Raw genomic sequence first — 18575 nt, forward strand, 5'->3', positions numbered from 1 at the left:
AATGGAAGAAAAAAAATTTATCAAACCTGGCGATCTTGAAGGCGATCTCCTAACAGAGGAGAAGCTAAATTTAAAACGGCCCGATATGTACAGAGTCGTGCTTTTAAATGATGACTATACGCCAAGAGATTTTGTTGTTTGGATACTGATGAGAGTCTTTTATAAAGGTGAGAGCGAATCTACCAGAATTATGCTTGAAGCACATACTGCTGGGCAGAGCACAATTGGCGTGTACACTTATGATGTGGCAACAACAAAAATTGCACAGGTAGATAAAATTGCTAAACAGTATGAGCATCCTCTTACATGTATTTTGGAAGTGGAAAGCGGTGGTGAGGAACAATGACATTATCAAAAGAACTTGAAGAAACACTAAAAAGAGCGTTTGAGCAGGCTAAGGTAAGAAGGCACGAGTTTATAACCTTAGAGCATATACTATTTGAGCTTACATATGATCCTGATGCTTCAGATGTTCTTATTGGATGCGGAGTTGACCTGGACAGACTAAGGGACTCTATAGATAACTTTATGAATGAGAGTATGCCGCCTATTGAATCTGAATATTTGCCTGATCCTCAATATTCCGCAGGAAGCCAGTTTGTACTTAGGCTCGCAGCCATGCATGCTGAGTCTGCTGATAAACCGGAGATAAACGGAGGGAACATTCTGGTATCAATGTTCCGTGTAGACGAATCCCATGCAGTGTTCTTATTAAACGAGCAGGGAGTAAACCGCTATGATGTAGTTCGCTATTTCTCTCACGGAAGATCGCAGTTTGAGAGAGAGGAAAGACAAACAAGTATTGCCAAAACAGACTCTGAAGCAGCACCTGAGCAAAAAGATCCACTATCGGAGTACTGCACTAACTTGGTTGAGAAGGCTAGTGACGGGAAATTAGACCCTCTAATTGGAAGAGAGTCTGAAATCGACCGCACTATTCATATATTAGCCAGAAGAAGAAAGAATAATCCTATTTTTGTTGGTGATGCCGGAGTAGGAAAAACAGCAATAGCCGAAGGACTAGCGCTTAGGATTGCAGAGAAAAAAGTACCTGAACCTTTAGAAGAGACTGATATATATGCGCTTGATATGGGCTCACTTACTGCAGGCACCAGATACCGCGGAGATTTTGAAGAAAGACTAAAAGCAATAATAGACTCTGTAAAAGGCGATCAGAAAAAGGTTTTATTTATTGATGAGATTCATACAGTAATAGGAGCGGGCGCTGTTTCTGGCGGAACTTTAGATGCTTCAAATATGCTAAAGCCTGCTCTAGCCAGCGGGGAAATTAGGTGCATTGGAACCACTACTTCCAAAGAATACAGGGGTGTTTTTGAAAAAGACCATGCTCTTGCAAGAAGATTTCAAAAAGTTGACGTATATGAGCCCAGCCAAGAAGAATGTTTAAAGATACTTCAGGGCCTAAAGAAATATTATGAAGAGTTTCATGGAGTAAGATACTCAACCCCTTCGCTTAAAGCCGCTGTTGATCTCTCTGCTAAATATATGAACGACAGAAGGCTACCCGATAAAGCAATTGACCTTATTGACGAGGCCGGAGCTGATGTAAAGCTCAGAAAATACGATTCAGATACAAAACAGGTCACTGTAAAAGATATTGAAGCACTAGTAGCAAAAATTGCCAAGATACCAACCCGCACAGTTAAAGTAGATGACAGAAACAGGCTTATGACTCTGGCTGGTGATCTCAAGAAGGTAATTTTTGGACAAAATGAGGCGGTTGACAAGTTAGTAACTGCTATTCAGATGTCTAGATCCGGTCTTAGTGAACCAAACAAGCCGGTTGGTAATTTTATGTTTGCCGGACCAACGGGTGTAGGAAAAACTGAGCTTGCCAAACAGCTTGCCGAGGCAATGGGTATTGAATTTATACGCTTTGATATGAGTGAATATATGGAAAAGCACACCGTCTCTCGCTTGATTGGTTCGCCCCCAGGTTATGTTGGCTATGATGAAGGCGGACAGCTAACTGAAGCTGTTCACCAAAATCCTCATGCTGTGCTTCTTCTTGATGAAATAGAAAAGGCTCACGAGGATATTTACAACGTATTACTACAAGTAATGGACCACGCGACTCTGACAGACTCAAACGGTAGGAAAGTAGACTTTAGGCAAATTGTGCTCATTTTAACTACCAATACAGGCTCAAGAGAAAGCAATCAACGAAGCGTAGGCTTTGGAAAAGAAGAATATGAGGACAAGAGCGCACAGGCAATTGAGCGCTATTTCAGTCCCGAATTTAGAAACCGCCTGAATGCGACTCTGCATTTTAACTCGCTAAGCAAGGAAGTTGTTGAAAGGATTGTGGATAAGATGGTAGGACAGCTTGCAGATAGGCTAAAGGCCAAGAAAGTAGTGCTTGAGCTTACAGATGAAGCAAGATCATATATTGCGGAGCAGGGCTACGATAAGCAGCTTGGAGCAAGGCCAATCCAAAGACTTATTGATCATGAAATTGCGCAAAAGCTCTCACAGGAAATATTATTTGGTAATCTGACAAGCGGCGGCGATGTTAAAATTCTAATTAACAAAGAAAAAGAACTCGATTTTGAAATAAACCAAGACTAAAAAGGGGCTATAGTCATGAGCTTAGCTAAACTGTCTTTACTAATTGTTATTCAAATTACATTTTTCATTACTGGACTTAATTTAGCACAGAGCGCTCATGCTCAGAGCAAATCCAGCGGAAATGTAGTTATGCGTGATATTCAGTCGGGTTTAGACCTGAGAGGAAAAAGTAAAACTGATGTTCTTAAACTAATAGGTCCACCTTGGCAAAAGGACATGACTCCTGTTAAAGCAAGGTATAATGAGAAATGGACCTATAGCTGTGAGAAAAAAAATGGCCTTACCTATGACTGCGTATTTATATATTTTCTTGCAGGCAAGGTGAAGGGCGTCGAGGTTTACTAAATCAGTCCATCCAAAAGCTCTGACATCCGAGAGTTTCTTACTTCCCCGCTTTTGTCATAAACGGCCTTACCGTTTTTATCATATATAATCAGATGCGGAATGTAGTTTTTATAGTGTTTTCTGAGAAGCGCGGTTTGATCTGATGATCTTGGGGAGTCTAAATCGATCACAACAAAATCCACTTGGCCATTATATTTTTCATATAATTCAACAGTTCTTCTTGCCTGACGTTTAGAGTTATAGCACTCTCTATGATAGAAAATTACATATGTTGGCTTTTCGTTACTTATCTTGCCGTCTCTCATATTCTTTCCGGTTATAAGCGGGCCGTCGTTAGAATCACTTGAGTAGTTTAAATCCGGGTTTAATTTTAGGTCTGTAGCTGCAAACACTGCTGTGCTAAGAGCAAAAAAAGTAAATAGTATGGTGATGTAAAAAAATATATTGTTCATATGTGCGGTCACGTTGCTTCTCTCCCTTTTACTATATTCAACTCATAATCTATATACGTGCATGCATATAATGCGGTTTCATATTAATATTAACCTGTATATAATTTGATATGACAATTACTAGATCCGAGGATGGTATATAAATGGCAAGTTCTAAAGTGCGGATAGGCTCCAACATTAAAAATAAAGAACTAATTGATATTAGGCGGCAAGAGTTAGTTAACGCTGCAGTAAAGCTCTTCGTAGAAAAGGGGTTTCATAAAACTACAGTTAGAGAAATCGCTAAGGAATTTGGGATGAGTATGGGCTCTCTTTATGATTATATAAGGACTAAAGAAGACATTCTGTTTTTAGTTTGCGATCATATATTTAAGAGTGTAAGCGACAAAATCGAGTCATCAATGAAGACAGAAACAGACACTAAACAAAAGCTTATAAATGCCATGCATGATTACTTTACTATTATTGACAGTATTCAAGACTACACGCTCTTATTATATCAGGAAACTAAATCTCTTAAGCGTAAAGATAGGAACTATGTGTTGTCTGCTGAAATGGAGCTTACAAACATTTTTGAAAGAATAATCCTACAAGGAATTAAAGAAAAAATTTTCAAGGCAGATAAAAGAACAGCGAAAGTAGTAGCAAATAATATCATGGTACAGGGGCAGATGTGGTCATTTAGACGCTGGGTTGCACAGAAAAACTTCTCACTCAATAGTTACATCAAAATTCAAACTGAACTAGTTATTAGATCAATTTCATAAACATCTTGACTCGCTGTTTTATGTCTAATATAATTAAAACGAGCAAGCGCTCGGTCGGAATAATGGCAGGGAGGTATTTATATGTCAATTATTAAACTTTCACAAGTGCAAAAAATGGTGCAGGCAACTGCCAAAGAGTTTTCTGAGAAAGAGATAAAACCGGTTGCGGCTATTAACGACAGGGAGCACAGATTCCCTAAAGAAATAATTGATAAGATGTCGGAGCTTGGGTTTATGGGCATGACTGTGCCTGAGGAGTATGGCGGAGGCGGTGCTGATGCACTGTCCTATACAATAGCAATTGAAGAAATATCCAAAGCATGTGCAGCAACTGGAACAATAATGCTGGACCACAATTCGCTCGGATGTGCTCCGATCGTTTCATTCGGTAATGAAGATCAGAAAAATATCTATCTACCGGATCTTGCTACTGGCAAAAAGCTTGGCTGTTTTATGCTCAGTGAAGCCGAAGCCGGATCAGACGCAGCTTCATTGAAAACGACTGCCGCATTAAACGGCAGTCAATATGTTCTAAATGGAGCAAAATCATGGGTAACTAATGGAGCGGAAGCAGATCTTGCTATAGTTTTTGCCGCAACTGATCCTAGTTTAAAACATAAAGGCATTTCCGCATTTATTGTGGATATGAAAAGCCCCGGCCTACAAGTTGGAAAGCTTGAGGATAAGCTTGGGATAAGGGCCTCCAGCACAGCTCAGATATTTTTTGAGGACTGCGCAGTTCCAGCAGAAAATATGCTCGGAAATGAGGGTGATGGATTTAAAGTTGCTCTTCATATACTTGATGCGGGTAGGATTGGCGTTGCCTCCCAAGCGGTAGGCATCGCACAGGCAGCACTTGAAGCATCTGTAAGTTATGCAAAAGAAAGACAGGCATTTGGAAAACCTATATCAGATTTTCAAGGTCTTCAGTTTATGATGGCTGATATGGCCACTAAAGTGGAAGCCTCAAGGTTACTAGTCTGGCAGTCAGCGGTTATGAAAGACAATAGTCTAAAATTTGGAAAACAATCAGCCATGGCAAAACTTTATGCTGCGGAAACGGCAATGTGGGTTACCACTAAGGCCATACAAATCCACGGCGGATATGGATACACCACTGACTATCCAGTTGAAAGATATTTTAGAGATGCAAAGATTACTGAAATTTATGAAGGCACCTCTGAGATTCAAAGAATAGTAATAGCAAGGGAATTACTAAAAGAGATACAATAAAAAAGAAGCCCTTTAGGTTTCCCTAAAGAGCTTCTTTCCTTAAAGAAGGAGGGTATAGGATGTCGTTTTTGAAATTCACTAATTACGATGCATTCTTTCCAAAAAAGGATTCCAGGTAAATCTGATTTACTTTTTTGAAATCGCCTGGGCCCATCCTCTTAGAATTTTAACAGTTATATAATCCCCTACTTTAATATTAGATGCTTTATCATTTGAGGCTGACACATTAAATACTTTGTCATTAGACAGTTTTATGCTCAGAAGACTGTCCGTCTCTCCTGTATTTATTGCTTCTACAGTACCTGCAACCCACTGAGGGCTGCTTTTTTTCTTGTCAGGCGCAGGGCTTGCTTGCGAAGATGTATCCGCTTTTTCAATCAGCTCCGCCCAGCCTCTATATATTTCTACTGTGATGTTGTCCCCGATCTGTAGATTTTTTAACTGCTCCGGGCTTACAGAGATATTATAGTTCTCTCCATCTGCCATTTTTAAACTAATAATAGCGCCGTCTTGATCTTGAAATATTGATGATACCTGCCCGCTCACCCATATAGGCGCTTCACCTGATTGTGTCAGCGCTGGTCCTGCAAATATAAGTACTGAAAGAAATAAAGCCAAAGTAGTTATTGCTCTCATTTTAACACCTCCGTGTGATTTAAACATACCGCCGTACATTGCATTTTAATTTGTACCAAGTGTTAAAGCAATTGTTTTTTAAAGTTGTTTTTAAATATGCTTGCCGCCATGTAAACTATGCTCAAAATGATAATAAAAAGGAAGATGCAATGCCTATATTTATTGAAAAACCCTCGATAATCGAAGCTGCAGGAAATAAGCCCAAAAAGATTGAAGAGTACGCTGGAAGGGTCAATTCTGAACAATCAAATGTTAGTGTTGCGCGCATGACATCACCACAGGGATGGGTTGAGCCCGGGCAGCGCCCAGAATTTGAGGAACTCACGGTAGTACTTGAAGGCACGCTCGTAGTTGAGCATGAAAAAGGAACACTCGAAGTAAATTCCGGTCAGGCTGTCATTACAAAACCGGGTGAGTGGGTTAGATACAGCACCCCTAATGAGGGCGGTGCAAAATATATAGCAGTATGTCTTCCGGCTTTCTCCCCAGATTCTGTTCACAGGGACGATGAATAATGAACAGGAAAACGAAAAAGCGCTGTGAGTGGTGCGGTACTGAACCAATTTATGTTGATTACCACGATAAAGAGTGGGGAGTGCCTGTACATGATGACAGGCTTCATTTTGAGATGATCATTCTAGATGGCGCTCAGGCCGGGCTGAGCTGGATCACTATATTAAAAAGAAGAGACTCTTACAGAGAAGCTTTTGACAACTTTGATGTGGAGAAGGTATCTAAATACTCTGAAAAAAAGATTGAAAAGCTTCTAACCAACCCTGGGATTATTAGAAATAGATTAAAGGTTAATTCTACTGTTCAGAACGCCAACGCCTTTTTGAAAATTCAAGATGAATTTGGATCCTTTGATAGCTATATTTGGCAATTTGTGGGCAATAATACTATTGAAAACAAATGGAAAAAAATGAGCGAGGTTCCAGCTAAAACAGCCGAGTCCGACGCCATGAGTAAAGACCTAAAAAAAAGAGGGTTTAGCTTTGTTGGCTCTACTATATGCTATGCATATATGCAAGCCGCGGGGATGGTTAATGATCACACCGTCTCTTGTTATAGATATGAGGAATTAAAGGCCTAAAATCGGATCAGGCGTTTTCTCTGGCTTTTTTTGCTTTGGTGATAAATGGGCCTTTGCCTTTCTTCTTACCATGGAAATATGAGAGTAGTACTTCTGCATCATGAAAAGGAAGTGTAACGAATGAGAATTTATCAAGAATTTGTATATCTCTTATTTTCTTACTTTTAATCCCGCACTTGTTCTGAATAAAATGTATAAGTTTTTGAGATGTGAGGCCATCTTTTTTTCCTTGGGTTACAAATAGCCTAGTTTTACCTTTGGTATCTACGAGCGCTTCGCCAATCTGAGTGTAATTTTTCTCATCAAGTTCATCTTGAAATGAGTATTCTAGTAGTGCGGCAATAATTTCTTCAGGATTGCTCGCTTCCAAAAGCTCCCGTGACATCTCAACATATTCATAGCGGGGGCTTGATCTAACTATATCTCCGAGAACATTTTTAATTCTTGTTTTTTTTGTATTTATTACATCTTTCACACCCGGCAGTTTTGCTTTGCGTATATCAGTTTTTGTTTCCCTGCTTATATATCTAAGTTTTCGGTATTCCTCAGGGGTAATAAAAGTTATGGCATTTCCTTCTTTTCCAGCTCTTCCTGTGCGTCCTATCCTGTGCACATATGATTCTGCATCCTGTGGTAAGGAGAAATTAATTACATGAGATAGATCATGAACATCTATTCCTCTTGCTGCCACATCTGTCGCTACAAGAACATTTATCATTCTTTTCTTGAATTTTTTTAGAATTTTTTCTCTTTGGGGCTGGGAAATATCACCATGAAGCGCATCTGCATCATAACCCCTTTCTACTAAGTGGTTTGAAATGATGTCTACATCCTTTTTTGTTCTGCAAAATACCAGCCCATAGAACTCCTCTTCTATATCAATTATTCTACAAAGCGCTTCAAATTTATCCGATGCAGAGACTTCAAAGTAAATCTGATCAGTTTGAGTTACTGTAAGCTGCCCTTTGGTGACTTTAAACTCATCGAACTCCCTCATGTGCTCTCTTGCAATCTGCATAATTTCTTTTGGCATCGTTGCAGAGAAGAGCATAGTTCTTTTATGCTCTGAAGTGTGTTTCATTATATTTCTAACATCATCCAAAAACCCCATATTTAGCATCTCATCTGCTTCATCAAGAACCAAAAACGAAATTTTTGCTAATTTTAATGTTCCTCGGTCAATGTGGTCCTGGACTCTTCCAGGTGTTCCGATAACAATGTCAACTCCCTTCTTGAGTGCTCTTAGCTGCTGGTTAATTGCTTGTCCACCGTAAATAGGTATAACTGTAAGCTTCTTTTTTCCTTTAAGTGAATGTATTTCTTCAGCAACTTGAATAGCGAGCTCTCTAGTTGGTGTCAGAACAAGTGCCTGTACATTTGAGGCATGTTCGTCCAAGAGTTCAATCATCGGAAGCCCGAATGCAGCTGTTTTGCCAGTTCCCGTCTGGGCCTGGGCAACTACGTCTTTTGACCCTTGAAGTATTGCAGGAATAGTGATTTCCTGAATCGGTGTTGGTACTTCAAAACCCTTTTTGGTAAGGACTTTAAGCGTTCCCTTGGTTAAACCTAGCTCATCAAATGACAACATCTATTTTAATACTCCCGTCATATATCCAAAGCATTGAAGTATATGATTTTTTAAATTCTTAGATTACCGGAAAGTCACAACATTTAAGTAAAATATTAAAAGTCTAAAAAGTTTTAACCTTCATATTGCTCAAATAAATTTCAATTCTGATTTGAGAAGACTACACCCGATATTCAAATATGCAATAATGAGTGTATTTATTGGTATATAAAAGTAATATCAAATATTTGACAGATACCTATTAAAAATATACAATTGAGAAACTTTCTCAATTGGGATGGGTTGAAGTACAGAATTTATATCTTGATCAACAGCAGGTGTGATGGGACAAGTAATCTCCATAGAAAATATAAAAAAGATAGCACAAGTATTTCATGATAGAGGGTTTAAATGTACCCCTCAGAGGCTTGCTGTATTAAAGGTTCTTCAGGATACAAGAGCGTCTCTATCAATAAATACTATTCATTCAAAAGTTAAAGAACATTTGCCTGACACTGGGCTTGCCACCGTATACAGGTCTCTGGAAGTTCTGGTCGATCTTAATCTAGCTCTGAAACTACCACTTGAAGATGGCTCCCAGAGTTACGCTATAGCGCCAGATGGCCACCTTCATCCGATACTATGCACAGATTGTAAAAAGGTAATTGACTTTGCAGAGTGTCCACTTGATGACCTGGCAAAAAAAATAACCCAAGACACGGGCATAGAGATTAATACACACTTTCTTCAGTTATTTGGTAAGTGCGAGGAATGTCAGAGAGAAATGTCAGAGATGAATAAAGGAGCAACAATCTAAAATGTCTCATCTACATGTACCAGATGGAGTTCTCCCGGGCTGGCTAGTACTCGCAGGATGGGTTCTTACGGCAATATTTCTGGCAATATCGATCTACAGGACGAGAAATACGGACATTAAACGCAAGATTCCACTAATTGGAATAATCTCCGCCCTAATGATCGTCTGCATGACTCTGCCAATTATTCCTATTGCATATCATTTAAACCTCAGCGTTATTGCAGGAATCATATTGGGACCGGCTGTGGCATTTATCTCGATTTTTATTGTGGACATTATCATAGCAATGTTTGGTCATGGCGGCATCACTGTGGTCGGAGTTAATACAATGGTAGTCGGGACCGAGGCATTTATTGGTTACTACCTCTTTCAATTTTTAATAGCTCTAATGGGAAAGAATTCTATAGTGTGGTCATCAGGTCTTGCAGCAGTAATAGCTTTAATAATCAGCACAAGTGTATTAGTAGCAGTAGTTTATTTATCACAGATTAACCCAGAGTTTGTAATCGGTGTCGAGGATGAACACACAGCTGAAGTAATCCCTGAAGAACATATTCCAAAAGAGCTTATTGAGGGGGTTAATATAAAGAGTTTTGCTAAAACTATTATAGTGCTTTTGGCCGTAGGATGGCTTATAGAGGGAATAATTACCGGTTTTGTTATTAAATACGTATCACGAGTAAGACCAGATTTAATTTCTACGCAAAGGGCTTAGGTTAAGAGTATGGACGTTTCAATAATTGATTATTACGCAAATCATGGTGATAGCTTTCTTCACAAGGCAAAACCGTTTTGGAAGATAGTATTCACCACATTGGTTATAGCATCTATTATTCTGACAAACGAGTTGTATTTATTGTTAGGAATATACGTTGCGCTATTAAGTCTTGCATTTTGGACGAGGCTTTCAGTTGTTAAGATAGTTACAATCGCTTTATATCCTGCGTTGTTTGCCCTCATTTTTGCTTTTGCAATGTGGAATGGCAGCTGGATAAGGGCCAGTGTGATCATGCTCAAAGCTCTATCTGCTGCGCTTTGCATGGTGCTTTTGATTGTAACCACACCTTATCCTGATGTATTTAATGTTATTCGTCCTATTATGCCCAGAATAATTGCAGAAGGTCTATTTGTTACATACAGATCAGTATTTATTCTCCTTGAACTTACCGATGACCTTATTAAAGGCTTAAAGGTAAGAGGCGGGCTAACAAGAAGAAGGTATTTTTCCAACATTAAGAATTTTTCATCTGGCATTGGGCTTTTATTGGTGAGAGGATTTGATCTATCTGAAAAGTTCTATGGTGTTATGAATATTAGAGGATACGGAGGAAAAATATCTAGCAGCAACAACAATTTAACATTTACAAAAAATGATCTTATTACAATGGTTATTGGCCTGATGATATTCGCAGCTGTAATAATGACTCTGATTAATACCAACCTACTTAAGCTTAGTGTGTATGTGTTGTTGTTGTCAGTGTGCGCGTTAATTATATCAACAATATATCAGCAAATACGTATTCGAGGATAAAATTTGGAAAATCTCGTACATGTTAGTAATGTAAAATTCAACTATCCTGACGGAACGTCGCTAGTATTTGACGGTGAGGAATTTAACGTCGACAAAAGTGAGCGTGTTGTAATCCTAGGGCCCAACGGCAGCGGCAAATCTACTCTCATATCTCTGCTCCTAGGTTTGCTTAAGTCATCCGATGGCGAGATCCAAGTGCTAGGAGTAGACCCCGGTGCTGACTTTGAGAAAGTAAGAGAGCGCATAGGGGTTTTACTTCAAAATGTGGATCTACAGATTATTGCTCCCAAAGTTTATGATGATATATCTTTTTCTCCAAGAAATTACGGATATAGTGAGGAAGAAATAGAAAGCTTAGTTGATGACATTCTTGTTAAGCTTGAAATAGAGCATTTAAAAGATAAGGTGCCGCACTATATGAGCGGTGGTGAGAAGGCTAAAGTAGGAATTGCAGGAGCTCTGGTTACAAAACCCGAGCTGTTAATATTAGATGAGCCATTTGAGCACATTGATCCTACTTGCAGACGAGAATTAATTGAGCTGTTAAATGATATCAATAGAGAAAATGGGACTGCTATTATTTTATCAACTCATAATATGAACACCGTTCCAATGATTGCAGACACTGTATATCTTATTGCCCAAGGCGGCCGTATTGTATCAAAGGGAACACCCAAAGAAATATTTTCTGAAATTGATAAGCTTGCCCAGTGTCATATCGAGCCCCCTATTTTGGGTTCACTTTTTGAAGAGCTAAGAAAAAGGGGTATTTACATGGAAACCTCGCTTACAGTAGACGAGGCAGCAAGCTCCATTGCAGATGAGATTTTATCAACGAAAAACAAATCAGGTGTGCTATGAAAAGAATAAGAGATATGCACAACAACAAATTATCTAGGGTGTTTTTCACAACTCTTGCGCTCTTATTCGTATTCTCTTTGAGTTTCCATACACACGAACACAGTGATTCTGAATCTTTATCAATACATGCTGAGAGTCATTCTGAGCATTCAGTTAAAGATTGCTCAGCTTGTCTTCTGCAAAGTAGCCTACAAAACCCAAAAACAGGTCTTTTACTTGATAACAATGAACTAGGTTTAATCTTTAGATATAAAGTTATAGAATTTACTCTCACTAATTCCTTCTTTAACATAGATAGGCCATCTAGGGCCCCACCGTTTTCTTAACCCGATCTCTGCAATTGGGAAGGCTAAAAATAGAACTCTATATTGTTTAGAAAATTTCGAACTTTGAAATTCTCATAGGCATTATGTCTATCTAAAACCCAATTTGCAGCTTAAGTTGCAATTCAGATATTACAACTAATTTATTGGAGGTGCAGTATGAATTTAAGTAGAAATTTCTTTGTTATGATGATTATTGCTTTAATTTTATCAGCGCCGCTTAGCCTGCAAGCTCAAGCACAGGAAAGTGGCGAGGTTAAGAAAGAGCTTAAAGAATTAAAGCAGATGATGAAGCAGATGCAAAATAGAATTGAGGAGCTCGAGGAAAAGAATGAGAAACTAGAAAAGCAGGCTCAGCAAAGACCATCTCAAGAGACTATTATTGTTGAAGAAGAGACTGATCTGACGATTATTGAAGCCAAGCCAGCACAAGCTAGTCAGGGGTTTATTGGCAATGCGCTTAATGCGTTTAATCCTCAAATAAGCGTTATAGGTACTTTCGCCGCTGCATATTATTCTCAGGACGAACCTTTTGTATTCGCTGAGGCTGATCCAGAGAATACCGGAGTAAATGTGCAGGAAGTTGAAGTAGGTTTTCAGGGCGTAGTGGATTCATTTTTTAGATTTGATATGTTTCTCTCCTTCAGTACAGAAGGTGTGGAGCTAGAAGAAGCATACGGAACCACGCTATTTAGCTTACCGCTGAACTCACAGTTTAGAGTTGGACGTGCCAGAGCTAAATTTGGTCGAATAAACCAGCAGCACAGGCATAACCAAAATTTTGTAACTCTACCACTACCTGCAGCTCAGTTTCTTGGAGAGCATCTTAACCCAACCAGCATAGAAGCAAACTTCTTGGTACCACTACCTTGGTACTTAGAGCTTAGCGCATCAGGCGGAAGCCCGGATGTTGAAGTACCAACCTTTGCTAGGGACGAAGATGCAAACGATCTTGGAAGACTACTATACGTATTCCATATGGCTAATTTCTTTGAACTATCAGAGTCATTTGGAGTCAATCTGGGAGGCTCGTTTGCAACTGGTGTAAACGGAACAGCCCCTGGAGAGAGATCAAATCTTTATGGAATCGATCTATATGCAAAGTATCGTCCGCTTAAAAATAACCCATACCAAGAGATCATGCTACAGTCTGAATTTATGTACCTAGACGCACAGACTCCTGAGGAAACACTTGAGAACTGGGGTTGGTATGCTGAGCTGGTATATCGTTTCGCAAAAAGATGGAACTCCGGATTTAGATTCGGAATTATCGATACAAACACCCCTGTTACGGAAGAGCCTGAAGAAGGAGATGGCGATGCTTTAGGCATCTTTAATGTAGCCAGAACCGGGGAAGGCGAGGAAGAAGAAGGTATGTTAGGACTACTTGGCAGAACATACAGAATTTCTCCAATGGTTACATTTAGGCCAAGTGAGTTTTCGCAAATCAGAGTACAGTACGATTATCTAAACCAAGACTTTGCTGAAAACCAGCATGCCGTTTTCCTTCAATTCCAGTATGCGATTGGAGCGCATGGGGCACATCCATTCTAATTCCACTAAAAGGAGACAACGATAATGAAAAAACTTCAATCAAAAAATCATTTTATATTAGCAGCAGTCTTTGCTTTCATGACTATATGTCTTGTAGCACAGAGCGCTGTTGCACAGGTGCAGATTGTTACCTCAGTAACAGATTTAGCAGCAATTGCATCAGAAATTGGCGGGGATAAGGTGGAAGTAATAAGCCTTGCCAAAGGTTATCAAGATCCCCACTTTGTGGATGCTAAACCCACATTTGTGACTCAATTAAACCAGGCAGATTTGCTTGTATTTAATGGACTCGAGCTAGAGGTGGGATGGCTCCCTATATTGATTACCGGAGCTAGAAACTCAAATATCACGAGAAGCAATACAGTAGGGCACTACGATGCTTCAACTTCAATCCAAAACAAACTTGAAGTTCCTACTACACCCATTGACAGATCAATGGGAGATATACATCCTGGAGGAAATCCTCACTTCATGCTAGACCCGAGAAATGGAATAGTTGTTGCAAGAGGCATAGCTGCCAGGCTAATAAGACTAGACCCTGAAAATGCAGAGTATTATGAGCAGAATTACAACAACTTTAAAGACACGCTCACTTTAAAAATAAGTGAGTGGGATGCTCAGCTCTCAGCATATAAAGGCACTAAAGTAGTTACATACCATAAGAACTGGACTTACTTTTTGGATTGGGCCGGATTTATACAGGCTGGAACAATCGAGCCTCTACCAGGCGTTCCCCCAACCCCTTCGCATGTAGCGAATATAATTACGACAATAGAAGCGCAGAATATTCCTCTAATTATCTCTGCCAACTATTATCCACAGAAGACTCCTCAAATTATTGCTCAGCAAACTGGGGCGACTTCATTAATATTGCCTTCAATGGTAGGCGGAGAAGAGGGAATTACAACATATGCCGGGCTTTTTGATGTACTTGTAACTGAAATTACATCAGCGCTCAGTTCTAGTGCAGCAAACTAATGATATGGAAACACTGGTTAAGCTAGAAAATGTAGTTATTGGTCATGAGAAACACAGACTATTGGATGCAGTTAATCTTGAGATTAAATCTAATCAGTTCTGGGGAGTTCTTGGTCCAAACGGAAGCGGCAAAACAACACTTCTTAAAACTATATTAGATCTTCTAGCCCCTGTTTCCGGAGATGTGGCTATAAACGATGAGATAGTTTTTGGTTACGTACCTCAGAGCGAGAAATTTGATCCCATCTTTCCTATCTCTGTATTTGAGATAGTCTCGATGGGCAGATATAGCAGGCTCGGACCAGGAAGAAAACTATCCGACGATGATATTAAAATTATTGAAAGATCAATGAAAAGTGCGGGAATAGAGCATCTAAAAACCCGCACTTTCAGATCTCTTTCCGGTGGAGAAAAGCAGCGCTCACTTCTTGCACGCGCGATAGCGGGTGAGCCAGATTTACTTGTGTTAGATGAGCCAACCGCATCGGTTGATATAAAAGGCGAAACAGAGATTATGCAGCTTGTCAGAACTATCCAAAGTGAAAGAAAACTCTCAGTTCTCATGGTCAGCCACTTTCTGAACATAGTTTCAGAGTACTCAGATCATCTAATCTTGATTGATAAAGACAGTAATATCTTCCAAGCAGGTGACAAAAAAGAGATATTGGAAAAAGAAGATCTAGATAAATTCTTCGGGCTTAGCTTAAATCTAAATTAATCAAACAAACATATGGAGATATTAAAGCAATTTATTGATAGCTTCTTTTTATGGCGAGACCCTATGATTGTAGGTGCTTTCACTGGCGCTATCTGCGGATTTTTAGGGGTATACGTAGTACTTAGAAGAATAATATTTGTTAGTGCTACGCTTACGCAAATTGCAAGTTTCGGTGTAGCTCTATCCTTTTATTTTGAGGCTTTAGGTTTAGCAGTTTTCTCAAGCCTAATTGGACCGTTTGCGCTTTCGCTAATTTTAACCGCCCTTGCAGCAGCATTTTATGCATTAAAAAGAGAGTTTTCCAGAATAAGCCGCGAAGGCGTAATAGCCTTTGGCTTTTTACTGGCCTCTGGGGGAGTAATTATACTAGGGGATAAAATCTCCAGAGGTGCCCATGATATTGCAACAATTCTGTTTGGTAGCGCCGTAGTAGTAGATCCAATGGATGTATATATTATCCCAGGTGTTGCATTATTAGTATTTATTATCCATTTGATATTTTACAAAGATTTTATATTTGTCTCATTTGATACGGAATCAGCAAAACTTTTTAATTATCCCGTCAGGAGCTTAAACACACTACTTCTAATTACTGTAGCGCTTGTGGTTTCTGTTGCAACTAGAGCCTTGGGAGCTCTACCTGTTTTTGCCCTTTTGGCTCTACCGCCGCTAGCGTCCCTGCATCTTACTGAAAATTTAAAGCTCGTTTTTATATTCTCTATGATAATTGGAGTCCTCTCAGCAACTCTTGGATACTTTTTCTCTTTTGTTTTATCAATCCCGACTGGGGCCTCGATTACGGTATGTGCATCAATGTTCTTTATACTTGCTATATTATGGAGGGAGATTAAAATCTCAATATAACTATGAATATTAAATTATGCACTTTTGTTATTACCTTTATCATTTTAATTAGCGGCTGTGGCCAGTATAAGAAAGTTGCAGATGAACTTTCCTTTCTGCATCCCGACGAATTTCAGTGCACAGTATTAAGAGTAGATAGCGGAGAGAAATTCCTCTGTGAGCTTCCTGGACTGGACTATGAAAATATTAGGATAGTTGGTATAACTGTTCCAAAAGATAAAGCCCAAGAAGCTAAGGAATATTGTAAATCCATTTTAAAACGGGGCACACTGATTAAGATAGAGCCTGGAGCTCAGACTAGGGACAGTAACGGTGATATTCCGGCTTATGTATTTTTACCAGGCAATAGAATGCTTAACCTTCTTCTTGTTGAAAAAGGCTTCGCAGAATTGAACGTGGAAGAAATTACTAAATACAAAGGGCAATTTTTAGAAGTAAGTGAACAGACTGAAACTATTATAATTGAGGAAAATGATAGTATAAGGGACATTATAACTAAGTAACATTCTCAAGCGGTATTGCTTCATCAACTAAAAGTATTGGTATTTCATCCCTTATTGGATAGAGCAGTTTTTTATCATATTTTTGTATCAGCCCGCTTTGAATTTTCTTATCAACTTTTTGATTAATTCTATTTAGTAGCTCACCTTTCTCAACCAGGGAATTTATCTTTTCCACAAGTTCAGTATCTGCAACCACCAAGTCTTGTTTCGTTTCGGGGCAGGCTATGATCTTAAGTAGATCCTCACTAATCATTTATGTCTCCGTATCAATCAATTTACTCTTAATAAATTTTAATTGGATTAGAACATATGATAATTTAGAATACATAACATAACAAATCCTAAAAGGAGTATATAAAATGAGAATACCGATAACATTGTTATTATTTACCATAATTGCACTAGTAGCGATTGTTACCGTGGCATGCAAACAAACCCAGGAACCGGCTCAAGATAATCAAGTTGTAGAGGAAACTCAGATATCTGATCAAACCCCGGAGGCTTCTGTGGAGATAGTAGCTGGAAAAAGATCTCCAGGTTTCTCCGGTGCTAAAGCACGTTTCACCAATCTTACAGATGGCGAAGTTCTAAAGAGCAATGAGCTTTCTGTTGTAGTAGATGTTGAAAACTACCAGTTAGGAACTCAAACAAATACGCCAAGAGCCAAAGAGATTGCAAATTCTGCTCAAGGACAGCACGCTCATATTATTTTGGATAATGACCCGTACTTCGCGGATTATGAAGCGGGAGTACCTTTTGATATTGGAACATTAGATGAAGGCGCTCACACCCTGATCGTATTCCCTAGCCGCTCGTACCATGAAAGTGTAAAGGCGGATGGTTCAATAGATATAGTAAATTTTTATGTTGGAAAGCAACAAGGCGAGTTTATGCTCGATGAGTCTAAGCCGAACGTTATTTATAGCCGTCCTAAAGGAAAATATGAAGGCAAAGATGCTGAAAAGATTATGCTCGATTTTTATTTGATTAACGCTGAACTTGGAGATGATTATCAAGCTAAGTATACAATCCGCAAAGACGAAGCCGATGCTACTGAATACACTATTACTATGACTGAATGGACCCCTGCATTTGTAACAGGACTTACTTCGGGAGACTATATAATTACTTTACAGCTACTTGACGGGAACGGGAATATTGTGGAAGGCCCGTTTAATAATACAGAAAGGAAAATTACAGTTGCAACTGAGTAAAAACTGTAAATAGTCAATAATAAAGGGGAGATAAATCTCCCCCTTTCTTTATTATCATATTGTTTAAACGCAGTTATTTGTTGCTTTAATCCTTATGGCATCATTTATTGAGTGATGCTTTTTAAATCTAGATCCTATTGGGTAGCATCTAGGTCCGTATCCACGATATCCTGGACGTCCTGCCCCTTGTCCATCATCCCCTTAGCGTCCTGACCTTTATCGACCATGTCCTTGGTGCCTTGGGCTTTATCCATCATATCCTGCCCTTGCTGCATGGCGTCTTGGCCCTGTTTCATCATGTCCTGCCCTTGCTGCATAGCATCCTGGCTCTTATCCATCATACCCTTGGCTTCTTGCCCTTCGTCCACCACATCCTCGCCTTCTTGCATTGCATCTGTGGCTTCATCTACAGTATCAACTTGGTCCATCATGTCTTTGGCATCCTGACCTTTATCGACCATGTCCTTAGCATCTTGGCCTGTATCCATAACATCTTTGCCATCTTGCATTGCATCTGTGGCTTCATCTAC

At 39.3% G+C, this 18575-nt stretch carries 23 protein-coding genes; 18 read left to right on the top strand and 5 right to left on the bottom strand.

Annotated elements, in window-relative coordinates; all coding sequences use genetic code 11:
* Nucleotide 1 precedes the first annotated feature (1 nt).
* From AAF462_00140 to AAF462_00150, 3 genes are read left to right on the top strand one after another with little or no spacing between them, the layout of a single operon-like run.
* Nucleotides 2-346, top strand: coding sequence for an ATP-dependent Clp protease adaptor ClpS (locus AAF462_00140; GenBank protein MEM7007523.1), 345 nt, complete (start codon nucleotides 2-4; stop codon nucleotides 344-346).
* Entirely contained in the window at nucleotides 343-2589 is a 2247-nt protein-coding gene (clpA, locus tag AAF462_00145) for an ATP-dependent Clp protease ATP-binding subunit ClpA (protein MEM7007524.1), read from the top strand. The genes AAF462_00140 and clpA overlap by 4 nt, the downstream gene beginning before the upstream one ends.
* A 15-nt stretch (nucleotides 2590-2604) precedes the next feature.
* Nucleotides 2605-2934 (top strand): hypothetical protein, encoded by a 330-nt coding sequence (locus tag AAF462_00150; GenBank protein ID MEM7007525.1) that lies wholly within the window; start codon nucleotides 2605-2607, stop codon nucleotides 2932-2934.
* Here AAF462_00150 and AAF462_00155 read toward each other — a convergent pair.
* A complete protein-coding gene (locus tag AAF462_00155; GenBank protein ID MEM7007526.1) occupies nucleotides 2931-3386 on the bottom strand; it encodes a hypothetical protein in 456 nt (151 codons plus the stop codon). The genes AAF462_00150 and AAF462_00155 overlap by 4 nt on opposite strands.
* Before the next feature lie 143 nt (nucleotides 3387-3529).
* Between AAF462_00155 and AAF462_00160 the strand changes: the two genes are divergently transcribed.
* Together AAF462_00160 and AAF462_00165 are read left to right on the top strand one after the other, a co-directional pair.
* Nucleotides 3530-4153 carry a TetR/AcrR family transcriptional regulator gene (locus AAF462_00160; GenBank protein MEM7007527.1) on the top strand — a complete coding sequence of 208 codons (624 nt, stop codon included), beginning with the start codon at nucleotides 3530-3532 and terminating at the stop codon, nucleotides 4151-4153.
* Between the two features lie 81 nt (nucleotides 4154-4234).
* Nucleotides 4235-5386, top strand: a complete 1152-nt coding sequence (locus AAF462_00165) for an acyl-CoA dehydrogenase (GenBank protein MEM7007528.1) — start codon at nucleotides 4235-4237, stop codon at nucleotides 5384-5386.
* A gap of 126 nt (nucleotides 5387-5512) precedes the next feature.
* Here AAF462_00165 and AAF462_00170 read toward each other — a convergent pair whose 3' ends face one another.
* On the bottom strand, nucleotides 5513-6022 hold the full coding sequence (locus tag AAF462_00170; GenBank protein ID MEM7007529.1) for a hypothetical protein: 510 nt from the start codon (nucleotides 6020-6022) through the stop codon (nucleotides 5513-5515).
* Nucleotides 6023-6171: 149 nt separating this feature from the next.
* Between AAF462_00170 and AAF462_00175 the strand changes: the two genes are divergently transcribed.
* Both AAF462_00175 and AAF462_00180 read left to right on the top strand, forming a co-directional pair.
* Complete coding sequence (locus AAF462_00175; GenBank protein MEM7007530.1) at nucleotides 6172-6537, top strand: cupin domain-containing protein; 366 nt, start codon at nucleotides 6172-6174, stop codon at nucleotides 6535-6537.
* Nucleotides 6537-7115: a DNA-3-methyladenine glycosylase I gene (locus tag AAF462_00180; GenBank protein ID MEM7007531.1), complete on the top strand. Its 579-nt coding sequence runs from the start codon at nucleotides 6537-6539 to the stop codon at nucleotides 7113-7115. Before AAF462_00175 ends, AAF462_00180 begins: the two co-directional genes overlap by 1 nt.
* 7 nt (nucleotides 7116-7122) lie before the next feature.
* On the opposite strand, the gene AAF462_00185 is transcribed toward AAF462_00180, so the two are convergent.
* Entirely contained in the window at nucleotides 7123-8703 is a 1581-nt protein-coding gene (locus AAF462_00185; protein MEM7007532.1) for a DEAD/DEAH box helicase, read from the bottom strand.
* Between the two features lie 322 nt (nucleotides 8704-9025).
* Between AAF462_00185 and AAF462_00190 the strand changes: the two genes are divergently transcribed.
* The 10 genes from AAF462_00190 (at nucleotide 9026) to AAF462_00235 (ending at nucleotide 16831) form a co-directional block, all read left to right on the top strand.
* Entirely contained in the window at nucleotides 9026-9499 is a 474-nt protein-coding gene (locus AAF462_00190; GenBank protein MEM7007533.1) for a transcriptional repressor, read from the top strand.
* Between the two features lies 1 nt (nucleotide 9500).
* Complete coding sequence (locus tag AAF462_00195) at nucleotides 9501-10214, top strand: energy-coupling factor ABC transporter permease (GenBank protein ID MEM7007534.1); 714 nt, start codon at nucleotides 9501-9503, stop codon at nucleotides 10212-10214.
* 9 nt (nucleotides 10215-10223) lie between these two features.
* Complete coding sequence (locus AAF462_00200; protein ID MEM7007535.1) at nucleotides 10224-11030, top strand: energy-coupling factor transporter transmembrane component T; 807 nt, start codon at nucleotides 10224-10226, stop codon at nucleotides 11028-11030.
* Nucleotides 11031-11033: 3 nt separating this feature from the next.
* On the top strand, nucleotides 11034-11891 hold the full coding sequence (locus AAF462_00205) for an ATP-binding cassette domain-containing protein (protein MEM7007536.1): 858 nt from the start codon (nucleotides 11034-11036) through the stop codon (nucleotides 11889-11891).
* Entirely contained in the window at nucleotides 11888-12217 is a 330-nt protein-coding gene (locus AAF462_00210; protein ID MEM7007537.1) for a hypothetical protein, read from the top strand. The genes AAF462_00205 and AAF462_00210 overlap by 4 nt, the downstream gene beginning before the upstream one ends.
* 156 nt (nucleotides 12218-12373) lie before the next feature.
* A complete protein-coding gene (locus tag AAF462_00215; GenBank protein ID MEM7007538.1) occupies nucleotides 12374-13768 on the top strand; it encodes a hypothetical protein in 1395 nt (464 codons plus the stop codon).
* 24 nt (nucleotides 13769-13792) lie between these two features.
* Complete coding sequence (locus tag AAF462_00220; protein ID MEM7007539.1) at nucleotides 13793-14746, top strand: metal ABC transporter substrate-binding protein; 954 nt, start codon at nucleotides 13793-13795, stop codon at nucleotides 14744-14746.
* Nucleotides 14747-14750: 4 nt separating this feature from the next.
* Entirely contained in the window at nucleotides 14751-15464 is a 714-nt protein-coding gene (locus AAF462_00225; protein ID MEM7007540.1) for a metal ABC transporter ATP-binding protein, read from the top strand.
* Between the two features lie 63 nt (nucleotides 15465-15527).
* Entirely contained in the window at nucleotides 15528-16328 is an 801-nt protein-coding gene (locus AAF462_00230; GenBank protein ID MEM7007541.1) for an iron chelate uptake ABC transporter family permease subunit, read from the top strand.
* A 2-nt stretch (nucleotides 16329-16330) separates the two neighbouring features.
* Nucleotides 16331-16831 (top strand): thermonuclease family protein, encoded by a 501-nt coding sequence (locus AAF462_00235; protein ID MEM7007542.1) that lies wholly within the window; start codon nucleotides 16331-16333, stop codon nucleotides 16829-16831.
* On the opposite strand, the gene AAF462_00240 is transcribed toward AAF462_00235, so the two are convergent.
* Nucleotides 16824-17084 (bottom strand): hypothetical protein, encoded by a 261-nt coding sequence (locus tag AAF462_00240; GenBank protein ID MEM7007543.1) that lies wholly within the window; start codon nucleotides 17082-17084, stop codon nucleotides 16824-16826. The two genes, AAF462_00235 and AAF462_00240, sit on opposite strands and share 8 nt — an antisense overlap.
* Before the next feature lie 106 nt (nucleotides 17085-17190).
* Here AAF462_00240 and AAF462_00245 point away from each other — a divergent pair, with 106 nt between their 5' ends.
* Nucleotides 17191-18045 carry a hypothetical protein gene (locus tag AAF462_00245; GenBank protein ID MEM7007544.1) on the top strand — a complete coding sequence of 285 codons (855 nt, stop codon included), beginning with the start codon at nucleotides 17191-17193 and terminating at the stop codon, nucleotides 18043-18045.
* Between the two features lie 134 nt (nucleotides 18046-18179).
* On the opposite strand, the gene AAF462_00250 is transcribed toward AAF462_00245, so the two are convergent.
* A partial coding sequence (locus tag AAF462_00250) for a hypothetical protein (GenBank protein ID MEM7007545.1) occupies nucleotides 18180-18575 on the bottom strand: 396 nt, incomplete at its 5' end.

It is taken from the genome of Thermodesulfobacteriota bacterium, assembly GCA_039028315.1.
In the GTDB taxonomy this organism is placed as follows: domain Bacteria; phylum Desulfobacterota_D; class UBA1144; order Nemesobacterales; family UBA2774; genus CR02bin9.

Excerpts from the sequence above, each read along its gene's own strand:
- AAF462_00245 (MEM7007544.1), top strand. The coding sequence starts at position 17,191 with ATGAGAATACCGATAACATTGTTATTATTTACCATAATTGCACTAGTA.
- AAF462_00225 (MEM7007540.1), top strand. The coding sequence starts at position 14,751 with ATGGAAACACTGGTTAAGCTAGAAAATGTAGTTATTGGTCATGAGAAA.
- AAF462_00185 (MEM7007532.1), bottom strand. The coding sequence starts at position 8,703 with ATGTTGTCATTTGATGAGCTAGGTTTAACCAAGGGAACGCTTAAAGTC.
- AAF462_00240 (MEM7007543.1), bottom strand. The coding sequence starts at position 17,084 with ATGATTAGTGAGGATCTACTTAAGATCATAGCCTGCCCCGAAACGAAA.
- AAF462_00190 (MEM7007533.1), top strand. The coding sequence starts at position 9,026 with ATGGGACAAGTAATCTCCATAGAAAATATAAAAAAGATAGCACAAGTA.
- AAF462_00215 (MEM7007538.1), top strand. The coding sequence starts at position 12,374 with ATGAATTTAAGTAGAAATTTCTTTGTTATGATGATTATTGCTTTAATT.
- AAF462_00220 (MEM7007539.1), top strand. The coding sequence starts at position 13,793 with ATGAAAAAACTTCAATCAAAAAATCATTTTATATTAGCAGCAGTCTTT.
- AAF462_00235 (MEM7007542.1), top strand. The coding sequence starts at position 16,331 with ATGAATATTAAATTATGCACTTTTGTTATTACCTTTATCATTTTAATT.
- AAF462_00180 (MEM7007531.1), top strand. The coding sequence starts at position 6,537 with ATGAACAGGAAAACGAAAAAGCGCTGTGAGTGGTGCGGTACTGAACCA.
- AAF462_00170 (MEM7007529.1), bottom strand. The coding sequence starts at position 6,022 with ATGAGAGCAATAACTACTTTGGCTTTATTTCTTTCAGTACTTATATTT.
- AAF462_00165 (MEM7007528.1), top strand. The coding sequence starts at position 4,235 with ATGTCAATTATTAAACTTTCACAAGTGCAAAAAATGGTGCAGGCAACT.
- AAF462_00140 (MEM7007523.1), top strand. The coding sequence starts at position 2 with ATGGAAGAAAAAAAATTTATCAAACCTGGCGATCTTGAAGGCGATCTC.
- AAF462_00230 (MEM7007541.1), top strand. The coding sequence starts at position 15,528 with ATGATTGTAGGTGCTTTCACTGGCGCTATCTGCGGATTTTTAGGGGTA.
- AAF462_00195 (MEM7007534.1), top strand. The coding sequence starts at position 9,501 with ATGTCTCATCTACATGTACCAGATGGAGTTCTCCCGGGCTGGCTAGTA.
- AAF462_00160 (MEM7007527.1), top strand. The coding sequence starts at position 3,530 with ATGGCAAGTTCTAAAGTGCGGATAGGCTCCAACATTAAAAATAAAGAA.
- AAF462_00175 (MEM7007530.1), top strand. The coding sequence starts at position 6,172 with ATGCCTATATTTATTGAAAAACCCTCGATAATCGAAGCTGCAGGAAAT.
- AAF462_00155 (MEM7007526.1), bottom strand. The coding sequence starts at position 3,386 with ATGAACAATATATTTTTTTACATCACCATACTATTTACTTTTTTTGCT.
- AAF462_00210 (MEM7007537.1), top strand. The coding sequence starts at position 11,888 with ATGAAAAGAATAAGAGATATGCACAACAACAAATTATCTAGGGTGTTT.
- AAF462_00150 (MEM7007525.1), top strand. The coding sequence starts at position 2,605 with ATGAGCTTAGCTAAACTGTCTTTACTAATTGTTATTCAAATTACATTT.
- AAF462_00200 (MEM7007535.1), top strand. The coding sequence starts at position 10,224 with ATGGACGTTTCAATAATTGATTATTACGCAAATCATGGTGATAGCTTT.
- clpA (MEM7007524.1), top strand. The coding sequence starts at position 343 with ATGACATTATCAAAAGAACTTGAAGAAACACTAAAAAGAGCGTTTGAG.